The 11,521-nt window shown below is 59.7% G+C and carries 8 protein-coding genes; 2 read left to right on the top strand and 6 right to left on the bottom strand.

What is annotated here, in order from left to right:
- Positions 1 to 298 (top strand): hypothetical protein (locus tag NHU87_RS23910; RefSeq protein WP_253552959.1); only part of this gene is annotated, 298 nt, incomplete at its 5' end.
- On the opposite strand, the gene NHU87_RS23905 is transcribed toward NHU87_RS23910, so the two are convergent.
- The 3 genes from NHU87_RS23905 to NHU87_RS23895 form a co-directional block, all read right to left on the bottom strand.
- Positions 295 to 1,476, bottom strand: coding sequence for a cystathionine gamma-synthase (locus NHU87_RS23905; protein ID WP_253552956.1), 1,182 nt, complete (start codon positions 1,474 to 1,476; stop codon positions 295 to 297). The genes NHU87_RS23910 and NHU87_RS23905 overlap by 4 nt on opposite strands.
- Positions 1,473 to 2,849 (bottom strand): pyridoxal-phosphate dependent enzyme, encoded by a 1,377-nt coding sequence (locus NHU87_RS23900; protein WP_253552954.1) that lies wholly within the window; start codon positions 2,847 to 2,849, stop codon positions 1,473 to 1,475. Before NHU87_RS23900 ends, NHU87_RS23905 begins: the two co-directional genes overlap by 4 nt.
- Positions 2,850 to 3,040: 191 nt before the next feature.
- On the bottom strand, positions 3,041 to 5,515 hold the full coding sequence (locus tag NHU87_RS23895; RefSeq protein ID WP_253552951.1) for a UvrD-helicase domain-containing protein: 2,475 nt from the start codon (positions 5,513 to 5,515) through the stop codon (positions 3,041 to 3,043).
- 279 nt (positions 5,516 to 5,794) lie between these two features.
- Here NHU87_RS23895 and NHU87_RS23890 point away from each other — a divergent pair, with 279 nt between their 5' ends.
- Positions 5,795 to 6,490, top strand: coding sequence for a pirin family protein (locus NHU87_RS23890; protein ID WP_253552949.1), 696 nt, complete (start codon positions 5,795 to 5,797; stop codon positions 6,488 to 6,490).
- Positions 6,491 to 6,678: 188 nt separating this feature from the next.
- Here the strand turns inward: NHU87_RS23890 and pgm are convergent, their stop codons facing one another.
- The 3 genes from pgm to NHU87_RS23875 form a co-directional block, all read right to left on the bottom strand.
- Positions 6,679 to 8,325, bottom strand: coding sequence for a phosphoglucomutase (alpha-D-glucose-1,6-bisphosphate-dependent) (gene pgm / locus NHU87_RS23885; RefSeq protein ID WP_253552947.1), 1,647 nt, complete (start codon positions 8,323 to 8,325; stop codon positions 6,679 to 6,681).
- Positions 8,326 to 8,436: 111 nt separating this feature from the next.
- A complete protein-coding gene (locus NHU87_RS23880; RefSeq protein WP_253552945.1) occupies positions 8,437 to 9,837 on the bottom strand; it encodes a PLP-dependent aminotransferase family protein in 1,401 nt (466 codons plus the stop codon).
- 67 nt (positions 9,838 to 9,904) lie between these two features.
- Entirely contained in the window at positions 9,905 to 11,395 is a 1,491-nt protein-coding gene (locus tag NHU87_RS23875; RefSeq protein WP_253552966.1) for a hypothetical protein, read from the bottom strand.
- Positions 11,396 to 11,521 lie beyond the last annotated feature (126 nt).

Raw genomic sequence — 11,521 nt, 5'->3', positions numbered from 1 at the left:
CTGCGTTTTGCGCCCGTATCCATTGCACCTTCCTGATAAGAAGTCAGAAGGTGTAAACCTTATTCAGGACGAGACATACTCGAAAAAAAAGCCCGCTCGAACCATGAGCGGGCTTTTTCTATCTGTAGCAGCTGCCGAGCCCGCGAGGCTGCGTTCGGCGGCGAAGCCGTCGCAAACTCAGCAATTGCGATATGTCAGACAGACCGCGTCGGCCGGACTCACGACTGCTTCGCAGCCGAACGCAGCCTCGCGGGCTCGGCAGCTGCTACAAAGTCTGCGTCGCGGCTTAAACGTTTAACCGACCTTCAACAGCGCCTGCGCCAGATCGGCGCGCAGGTCTTCGACATCCTCCACCCCCACTGACAAACGCACCAGCGCATCGCCGATGCCGAGTTGCGCCCGGGTTTCGACGGGGATGCTGGCATGGGTCATGATCGCCGGGTGCTCGATCAGGCTTTCCACCCCGCCCAGGCTCTCGGCCAGGGCGAAGATCCGCACATTTTCAAGGAAGCGCTTGGCGCCAGCCAGGTCGCAGTTCAGGTCGAGGGAAATCATCCCGCCGAATCCACGCATCTGCCGTCGCGCCAGTTCGTGCTGCGGGTGCGATGGCAGGCCCGGATAATAGACACGCGCCACCTGCGGCTGACGCTCCAGCCATTGCGCCAGCTCCAGTGCGTTGCTGCAATGGCGCTCCATGCGCAGCGCCAGAGTCTTCACCCCACGCAACGTGAGAAAAGCGTCGAAAGGCCCGGCGATAGCCCCCACCGCGTTCTGCAGGAAACCCAGCCGCTCGGCCAGCTCCGCATTCTGCCCGACCACTGCGATGCCGCCGATCACGTCGGAGTGACCGTTCAGGTACTTGGTCGTCGAGTGCAGCACGATATCGAAACCCAACTCCAGCGGGCGCTGTATCCAAGGGCTGGCGAAGGTGTTGTCGGCCACACAAATGATGCCTCGCTCGCGACAGGTGCGCGCAACGGCGGCGAGGTCAGTGAGGCTCAGCAAAGGATTGCTCGGCGTCTCGACCCAGACCATCCGCGTGTCGTCCTGCAGCGCCGCTTCGAAAGCCGCCAGATCAGTCAGATCAACAAAACTGAAGCGATGCCCGGCACTGCGCCGGCGCACCTTGTCGAACAGCCGAAATGTACCGCCATACAAGTCATTGCCGGAGACGATGTGGGCGCCGGCGTCGAGCAGTTCGAGCACGTTGGCGATCGCCGCCAGCCCGGAAGCGAAGGCGAAGGCCTGGGTACCGCCTTCGAGGTCCGCGACACAACGCTCCAACGCAAAGCGCGTCGGGTTGTGCGAACGCCCGTAATCGAAGCCCTTGTGCACACCCGGGCTCTGTTGCAGGTACGTGGAGTTGGCGTAAATCGGCGGCATCAGCGCCCCGGTGGACGGGTCCGGCGTCTGTCCGGCATGGATCACGCGGGTGGCGAACGCGCGGGGTTTAGTGGTTTCATCGTGCTGACTCATGCAAGGGATCTCCGCAAGTAATTGAGCATGTCGACGCGGGTAATCAGCCCGTGGAAACCCGAGTCGTCGGCGATCATCGCCACCAATCCACGGTCGAGCTTCGCCTCCAGTTCGGCCAGACTGGCGCCGGGCGGCAGGATTTCCAGCTTGTCAGTCATCGCACTGCTCACCGGCATACGGAAGTGCGAAGCGTCTTCATGCACGCCAAGCAGGATATCGGACTCGTCGATCACCCCGACCAGCCGCTGCCGGTCCACCAGCACCGGCAGTTGCGACACATCCGCCAGGCGCATGCGTTGGAAGGCGGTGAGCAAAGTGTCGTCCGGCCCCACGCTGACCACCCGACCATCCTCGAAACGTCGCGCGATCAGGTCACGCAAATCACCATAACGCTTGCGCGCAAGCAGCCCCTGATCGTTCATCCACTGGTCGTTGTAGACCTTCGACAGGTAGCGGGTGCCGGTGTCGCAGACGAAACTGACCACCCGCTTCGGCTCGGTTTGTTCGCGGCAGTAACGCAATGCCGCAGCGAGCAATGTGCCGGTCGAAGAGCCGCCGAGAATGCCTTCGGCGCGCAGCAGTTGGCGGGCGTGATCGAAGCTTTCCTCGTCGCTGATGGAGTAAGCCTTGCGCACGCTGGACAGGTCGGCAATCGACGGAATGAAGTCTTCGCCAATGCCCTCCACCGCCCAGGAACCGGGTATGCCAAAAGTGCCGCTGCGGCTGTATTCGGCCATCACCGAGCCGACCGGATCGGCCAGCACCATTTCCAGATTCGGTTGTACGCGCTGAAAGAAACGGGTCAGCCCGGTCAGCGTGCCGGCCGAACCGACGCCGACAACGATGGCATCCACATCATGCTGAGTCTGCGCCCAGATCTCGGGGGCGGTACTGCACTCGTGGGCCAGCGGGTTGGCCGGGTTGTTGAATTGATCGGCGAAGAAGGCGTCGGGAATTTCCTGCGCCAACCGCGCCGCGACGTCCTGATAATATTCGGGATGGCCCTTGCCGACGTCGGAGCGAGTGATGTGCACTTCGGCGCCCATGGCCTTGAGGTGCAGGACTTTCTCGGTGGACATCTTGTCCGGCACCACCAATACCACCCGATAACCCTTGGCCCGGCCGACCAGGGCCAGGCCCAGACCGGTGTTGCCAGCAGTGGCCTCGACGATGGTGCCACCGGGGCGCAGGCGGCCATCGCGCTCGGCGGCGTCGATCATCGCCAGACCGATGCGATCCTTGATCGAGCCGCCGGGGTTCTGCGATTCGAGTTTGAGAAACAGCGTGCACGGGCCGGTATCGAAGCGGCTGACACGCACCAGCGGCGTATTACCGATCAGTTCGAGCACGGCGGGACGGGAGTCGTTCGGCATGTCGTCACCTCGCTGCATGTATCCGCATTGGATGGACAGCGACCTGCGGCGAATCATTGCGCGCGAGTCGCAAGCAAAGCCTCGCCTTGGACCATAGGCCGGGATTGCGCCCCCCGCAACTTTTCACAGCCAGTCGGTACTGTCTCTGTGGCGAGCGAGCTTGCTCGCGCTTGAATGCGCAGCGCTCAGCGTCAGGCAGAGACTTTTCCTTGACGGTGATCCGCGAAGAACGCCTTGCCCTTGCCGATCCGGTCGGAGGCCTTGGGCATATTCGCAGCCGAGGTATCCTGGCCATCGACATACCAGTAGCAATGGCTGACTGCCCGGGTGATGCCCACGTAAGCCAGTCGCAGAATCTCGTCTTTCTGTGCGCTGTCGTAAGCTTCACTGTCGCCAGCCTTGCCCAGGCCGGCCATGCGATAGACCTGGTTCTTGTAGGGTGAACTGGTCAGGTGCTGGCAATCGCCCAGCAGAAATACCGCATCAGCCTGCAGGCCCTTGGCGCTGTGATAGGTCAATTGTTTGAGCCGTCGAGCGTCGTAAGGCAAGCTAGAATCCACATTAACTACAGACTGAATATGTTCTTCAATCAACGACTTATCGCTACTTTTTCGATAAAGCATCAAGATTGAATCGCCTTTTCTGTAGTGCTCGATCAGGCGCTGGGCCATGCCCTGGTCATCCCGATCTAGCACATTCACCGGCAGCAGTGCCTTGGATTCACCGCTGGCCTTGGCCTTCTTGCCAGCGATCGCCGGAGCCGCGCGGACGATGTGCTCCGCCGCGTCGATGATGTGTTGATGGCTGCGGTAATTGTCGCTGAGCATCACTTTGGTCGTGCTCGGCGACGGGAACTCCTTGTTGAACTCCATGAAGTAAGTCGGCGAGCTGCCGCGCCAGCCATAGATGGACTGCCAGTCATCACCGACACAAAGCAATGACGAACGTTGCGCGCCGCGCCCCACATGCATGGCCGGTCCGCGACTGCGGATCTCCGCCAGGCTGGCGCGAATCCACGAAACGATCTGCGGCGACACGTCCTGAAACTCGTCGATCATCAAGTGCGACATCGGCCTGAGAAGCTCATCGCTCAGCAGCTTGAGGTTCTCCGGCGAATGTTCACTGAACAAGGAGAACATCCGGTTATAGGTCATCACCGGTGGCGATTGATCCAGCAGATGATCTTCCAGGGCTCGCCAGAACAGACTCAGAGCCTCGAAGAAAAAACGGTCCGGATCATCCTTGGCGAAACTCATCTGGCCCACAGCATTCGGCACATCCAGGCCGAGGTTTTCGATAAATCCGGCCGCCGCGACAAAACAGTCCAGCAACGGCGCGGAACCGAGCTCACCCTTGACCTTGTAATCGAAACCCGGCCCGGCGCTGGCGTCTCCGGCAAGGGAGGCCAAAACACGTTTTGAAGATTCATAACTGTCTAGCCATATCAAAGGCTTACGACAGAAAGCTTGAAACAGGGTGCGCTTTACCGCCCATTCTGCGCGCACTGAAAGCTTGGCGTTCGGACGGCTGACCTGGGGATTTTCCCGGGGGTCGAAACCCAGCACCACCCAGGCGTCGAGTGTCGGAATATAGCCGTGGCAATGAAAGGTCGAGCCGTTGATGTCGAAGGTCTGACGATTCGGTTCGATGCCCTTGATCGGCCAGGCGCCGGCGCGAAACCACAAGTCTTCGATGGTGTCGCACAGTTCTTCATCGCGCTTGGCGGCGAGTTCAGTCACCGCCATGCGCTTCTGCACGTCCGGGTGATCACGCTCCAGCTCCTTGAGCTGCAAGGCGTGACGAGACAACGGCTTGATCAGTTCGCGAAAGCGCTCATCGCGGGTGTGCAGGCTGTGATAACAGGCGTTGAGTTGCTGGCGCTGAGCGTCGTTGATGCGCAGGTCGAAGGGGTTGCTGTCGACCTCCTCATCGCCGCTTTGCACACGGTGACTTAGGTTTTCGAAAGCTTGCAGCCGCTCGAAACCCGGCAGGCTGCGAACCATCGGCAGGATGCGCGAATGGAACGTGCGCACCAGATCGCGCGCTTCTTTAAGGCTGATTCCCCGACCCCAGACGGCAAACAGCTCGATCAGCTTGTTGATGAAGTCTTTGCGCGATTCGCGGGTAAAGGTCACCACGGTCATCGAGCTCAACTCAAACCCCAGGTAATGACTGAGCAGCAGAATTCGCAGCACCAGGGTAGTCGATTTACCCGCGCCCGCCCCGGCGATCACCGAGGTCGAGGGTGTGTCGCTGAAAATCATCTTCCATTGGGCAGCACTCGGCTGGGCATGCGCCGGCAGCAATCGCGCCACGTCGGCCTTCATGCGCTTCTTCAGCTCAGCACTCAATGGCAGGCGCCAATCGTCGAACAGATTGTCATCGACGTTGGGCGGTCGATGCTCGGTCGAGCGCGAGTCGCGAATCAACAGAACCTGCCGACCTTCCTCCAGCCCCTCGAGTTTGCCTTCCTTATAGCCGTACTCCACACCGGCGCTGTGGCCGCTGCGAAAACCGTCGGCTTGCCCGTGCAGCCAAGAGGCCCGATGTTGCGCGCGCAGACGGGTAAGGCCGTGGCCAAAGAACCGGGCGGCCAGGCGCTTGAACAAAGGCATCTCGGCCAAGGGACGAAGTTCGGGAGGAAGATCGGGGGTGTGTTGCGGCACGCTGACGGACTCCAGGGTGTGAGGCTGTTGAAGGCTATGGTGTCTGCATTTACCGTTGAGTTCTAGTGAAATGCTTACAGGTCATTGGCTTATGCGATGAAGTGAAGGCTGGGTGAGAATGTTTCGAGGTTATTTGATATCAGCTAATTCGATTGTATTGAGGCATTTTTTACGCTTTTTATCGATTGATGCCTGATGGATGATGCTCGCCATCAACCACCGGTTCTCGTTTGTGGCTTAGGCGTTCAGCCCCATGACGAACCTTTTCAGGAGACGATCATGCTTGAACTCAGACCTTTCAACTCGCTGGGTGGCGCGCACCACGGCTGGTTGGATGCCCATCACCACTTTTCGTTCGCCGAGTACCACGACCCCAAACGCATGAACTGGGGCAACCTGCGGGTGTGGAACGATGACGTGATTGCCGCCGGCACCGGGTTCCCGCAACACCCGCACCGCGACATGGAAATCATCACCTATGTGCGTGAAGGCGCGATTACCCACCAAGACAACCTTGGTAACAAGGGCCGCACCGAAGCGGGTGATGTGCAGGTCATGAGCGCCGGCACCGGGATCGCTCACAGCGAGTACAACCTGGAAGCGACCGAGACCCGGATCTTTCAGATCTGGATCATCCCCAACGAAGTGGGGTCGGCCCCGTCGTGGGGTGCCAAGCCGTTCCCCAAAGGCCAGCGCGAAGGTTTCGTGACCCTGGCCAGCGGCAAGGCCGGCGACGATCAAAGCCTGCACATTCGCGCCGATGCGCGTCTGGTGGCGGCGAACCTGAAGGCCGGTGAGTCTGCGGAGTATCACCTGGACAGTGGCCGTCGTGCTTATCTGGTTCCAGCCACCGGGGTCATTGAAGTCAATGGCTTGCGTGCACAAGCTCGAGACGGTGTTGCAGTTGCCGATGAGCAGGTGCTGCGCGTGACCGCGATTGAGGACAGTGAGATTGTGTTGGTGGATGTAGCTTGATGGGGTAAATGCGGGACAAAAAAAAAGGGGCGACCGTTGATGGTTGCCCCTTTTTTTGGCAGAAATTCTGGGTGACTGTACCGACGCCTTCGCGGGCAAGCCTCGCTCCTACAGGGGCGGCGTGTACCGCCCTGGCGTGAACGACGCGGACCTGTAGGAGCGAGGCTTGCCCGCGAAGGGGCCCTCAATCACTTCGCGGAAATTGCGCCATCCACCAAGGTCTGAGCCTCTGCCACCAACTGCTTGAGGTGATCGTCACTGACAAAGCTTTCCGCGTAGATCTTGTAGATATCCTCAGTACCCGACGGCCGCGCCGCGAACCAGCCGTTTTCGGTCATGACTTTCAGACCGCCAATGGCCTGGTCGTTGCCCGGTGCGTGGCTGAGGATGCTCTGGATCGCTTCGCCCGCCAGTTGAGTCGAGGTGACCTGATCCGGCGACAATTTGCTCAGCAGCGCTTTCTGCTCAGGGTTCGCCTTGGCATCGACCCGTACCGAAAACGGTTCGCCCAGTTCATCGGTCAGCGCGCGATAGGCCTGGCCAGGGTCGCGGCCCGTGCGAGCAGTCATCTCGGCGGCCAGCAATGCCGGAATCAACCCGTCCTTGTCGGTGCACCAGACACTGCCGTCCTTGCGCAGGAACGAGGCGCCGGCGCTTTCTTCACCGCCAAAACCGAGGGAACCGTCGAACAGACCATCCGCAAACCATTTGAAGCCAACCGGCACTTCGTACAGGCGACGGCCCAGACGCTTGGCAACGCGATCGATCAAGCCGCTGCTGACCACGGTTTTGCCCACGGCCGCATCGGCGCGCCACTGTGGACGGTTCTGGAACAGGTAATCGATCGTTACCGCGAGGTAGTTGTTGGGTGCCAGCAAACCACCGGACGGGGTCACGATGCCATGGCGGTCGTGATCCGGGTCACAGGCAAAGGCCACGTCAAAACGCTCTTTCAGACCGATCAGACCTTGCATGGCGTGGCTGGACGATGGGTCCATGCGGATCTGCCCGTCCCAGTCGACGGTCATGAAACGGAATGTCGCATCAACTTCTTTATTCACCACTTCCAGGTCCAGGCGATAGTGTTCGGCAATCGCCGACCAGTAGCGCACCCCTGCTCCGCCCAGCGGATCGACACCCAGACGCAGCTTCGCATCGCGGATGGCATCGAAGTCGATCACGTTGATCAGGTCAGCGACATAGGTGTTGAGGTAATCGTGACGATGGGTGGTGCTGGCCTTCAGCGCCTGCTCGTAGCTGATGCGTTTGACGCCAGCGAGTTTGGCCGCCAACAGCTCGTTGGCCTTGGCTTCAATCCACTTGGTGATGTGGGTATCGGCCGGACCACCATTGGTAGGGTTGTACTTGTAACCACCGCTTTGTGGCGGGTTATGGGACGGAGTGATGACGATGCCGTCTGCCAGGCCAGAAGTGCGCCCTCGGTTGTAGCAAAGAATCGCGTGGGAAATGGCCGGCGTCGGCGTGTACTCGTCGCCTTCGGCGATCATCACCGTCACGCCATTCGCCGCCAAAACTTCCAGGGCACTGGCACCGGCCGGCGTGGACAGCGCATGGGTGTCGATGCCGACGAACAGTGGACCGTCAATGCCTTGGGCTTCGCGGTACAGGCAGATTGCCTGGCTGATGGCCAGAACGTGCCATTCGTTGAAACTCAGTTCGAACGAGCTACCTCGGTGTCCGGACGTGCCGAAGGCGACGCGCTGGGTAGAAATGGCTGCATCGGGCTGGCCGGTGTAATAGGCCGTTACCAGTCGCGGGATGTCGACCAACAGTTCTGCCGGTGCCGGTTTGCCCGCAAAAGGACTGAGTGTCATGCAAAACCTCTGAGAAAGAGTGGTTCGGGAATAGAACGCAGTTTACTGACAGTTTGCCCTTGGCGCGACGTTATCGATTGTCAGGTTCCGAGGATGAGTTTGCACCAAGGCTCAGTCGAGCGATTCCAAGCGCAAGGCATCCCCCAATAGTCCCAGTGCGTCGGCGAGGTCGTGGTGACCACCGAAGGCGTGACTCAGGCGCAAATGCTGCCCGTGCAAGCCCTGCAAGCTGAACAATTCTCCCGGCGCAATCACCACATGCTGCTTGAGCAAACGCTCGAACACTCGAGGCACATCGACCTGGCGCAACGAGCGGATCCAGATCGTCGCCCCGCCCTGAGGCTCGATGAAGTGCAGCGCATCGGGCAAACGCTCTTCAAGTAACTGGGTCATTTGCACCATGCGTTCCTTGAGCAGTCGACGCAGTACCAGCAGGTGCTGGTCGATGCGTCCGTTGCTGTACAGCCGCGCAATGGCTTTCTGACGAATCAACGACAAACGGAAAGCGCGCAGCAAAAAGTGCCGCTGCAATCTGGCACGCAATTGTCGCGACAGCAGATAGCCGAAGGGCGCCTCAGACCCGATGAATTTCTCGAATGTGGAAAACACGATCAGCCGATCCGGGTCCAGCAGATCGCGAAATCGCAGGCCATTCGGCTCGAATTCAAGCTCGCCATAGCAATCGTTTTCCAATACCCAACTGCCATGTCGTTTCAGCAGCTGTGCGGCGGATTGCCTGTTGCTGTCAGTCGCCACACTGCCCCGTGGCATGTTCAGCCCCGATGAAAGCATCACCAGTCGCACCTGCCTGGTCTCAAGCAGTTCCTTCAACTGATCCAGATCCAGACCACCATCGGCTTGCAACGGCAGCTCGATCACCTGCACATCCGCATCCTGGAAGAGACGCAGAATGACCCAGTCGCACGGTGATTCGACCACCACCACAGCGTCTTTGAGGCCAAGGACGGCGATTAATATTTCCAGGACTCCCCGCAGATCTGCACCGATATACACATCATCGGCATGCCAGCAACGGGTCGGCGAAGTGGTGTAGCGCGCCGCCAAGGCTGTGCGCAATTCCAGCTCGCCGCAGGGTTGCGAAGACGGTTGCGGCTGGCGCGGATACTGGCGCAGCAGTTCTCTCTCCAGCAACAGCAACGGGCTATCCAGCGGTTGCAATAACGCCGGCTCATCGGCGCTCAGCACCAGCATGCCGGGACGCCTGGCGTTGACATAAACCGTTTCGAGCAGGTCCTTGCCCCTGCCGGGCATGCCGATTGAGGACACGGGGAGTGCGTAGTAACCGGACTTGGCCACTGAATAGACGCGCCCTTCCTTCTCCAACAACGAATAGGCGTATTGAATGGTCGAGATCGACACATTCAGGCGGTGCGCCAACTGTCGCAATGAGGGCAGGCGCACTTGCACGTCACTGCCCGGTTCATTGATCAGATTAGTCAGGTAACGGTACACCGCCTGGTACGCAAAATCGGTATCTCGTGGTCCTTTCATGGGTAACGGCCGAATAAGCTACGAACGTCGTGACGCATCCTTGCCGAATCCGTCAAACCTGGCCCTTTCACCGCCCCGTCGACCATTCGTCCGCCACGGTGGTTTCACTGTCGGGTTCCAAAACTTCAGCTTGCACGCCCTCCTCGCCGCTTTGCGCAACAGCACCCCGGCCCTCATCCCGAATCACTGGCCCCATGCGGTAAAGCGTACCGATCAGACTGACGGGCAACCCGCTGACATCGACCATCCATTGCAGAACCTGCTCGGGCGCCGGGCCGCCCTGCATCGCCCGGTGCAAGTCGGGCAACGCCACGAGCATGCCGGGATGGCACCGGCGAAGAAAATGCTCGAGCGCCGCGCCGTTATCGACAAAAGGGGCGAACAGCAGACACACCAGTTGAGCCTCGCTCAAACCGAGGTTCCTTTGTGCCTCGGCCGTCGTCAATGCACGCTGGTCAGTCATGGTCATCGGGTTGCCGAACGTCTCCATGGCCTGTTCGCAAAAGCGCTCTGGCACTTGTTTACGACGCATCATCACCAGCGCCCGCTGCAGGTACTCGCCGATGCCCGTCTCGTAAGTGAGACCCTGTACAAAGCATGCCTGCAAGCCACGAAGATGGGCGGATATCGACAGGCTGACGTAGTCGTTATCACTGAGCTGAGCCGACAACTCGTCTGGTTGAAACCCGAGGAAATCGGTGAGCACTGGCCAGCGCTCTTCCAGATTGCTGACCAGCATGTCGTGAATATCGATGAAAGTCGCGCGGCGACATTCTTCAAAATGCTCGGCGGGACGCCACGCCGCCTGGGCAGACTCCGGATAAAACTCGCGATAGCAATCGCTGCCCAATTCATCGAGCCGCGCGAACAGGCCCTCGTAACCTGTTTCATGACAGCCCGCTGCCTTGAGCCCGGCCTTGGCTGCTGCACGGTTCAATCCCTCGAGAAACTGCTTCTGCCGACGGGGCGTGTCGCTACTGACCAATGCATCGACACCCCGGTCCCAGCGGGCAATCTGCCCATAAAATTCGCCGGTCGCCAGGTACCCGTCATCCCACAGATCCAGCGGCCCGTCCCAGGTACGGCGGTGCCCGACCATCAACAGATTGAGCCGGTTCGACTCGCGACCGGCTTCAGAGATTGGCGCCAGATGGTTGAACGGCAGGACTTCCCGATTATCGACCATCAACACTTCGACTCGGGGGTCGTCGTAGAGAAACAGCGCACTACAACTGTGATGGATGTTTTCCAGGGCCGTAGCGGCCACCCCGTTCAAGCGCAGGGTCGCCACTCGCAGCTGAAACGTTGCCGGTGCCCGACTGGCGATACTCAGTTGCGCCGCGCGTAGCAGCGCCAGGGTGTAGCAACTGTCGCGGGACCCGGACTGGATCGTCAGCACCTTGTAATCGCCGATGCGCTCCAAACCTCCTGCGGACATCACCACGCGCTGAATCATCAATTGCAATGCCGTGCGTTCGGCGCGAGAGAAAAAACCCAGCAAGCGCTGCAGCATTTGCTGATAAACATAGTTCATTGCCTGATCATGGGTAGCGGTCATCATTTGTTTACCTGTGACTCATAAGTTCAATGCCACGCAAATAACGAGGTGTATTGCGCAATAGGCTGTTTGTCATGAATGGAGTGCCGGTGCCGTTATTCAAATGCTAGCACTTAAGCATTGCGT

Origin of the sequence: Pseudomonas mandelii, assembly GCF_024138395.1 — a bacterium.
In the GTDB taxonomy this organism is placed as follows: Bacteria; Pseudomonadota; Gammaproteobacteria; order Pseudomonadales; family Pseudomonadaceae; genus Aquipseudomonas; species Aquipseudomonas mandelii_E.
Note: the sequence above shows the minus strand (reverse complement) of the source record. Positions and strands in the feature narration are given on the sequence as shown.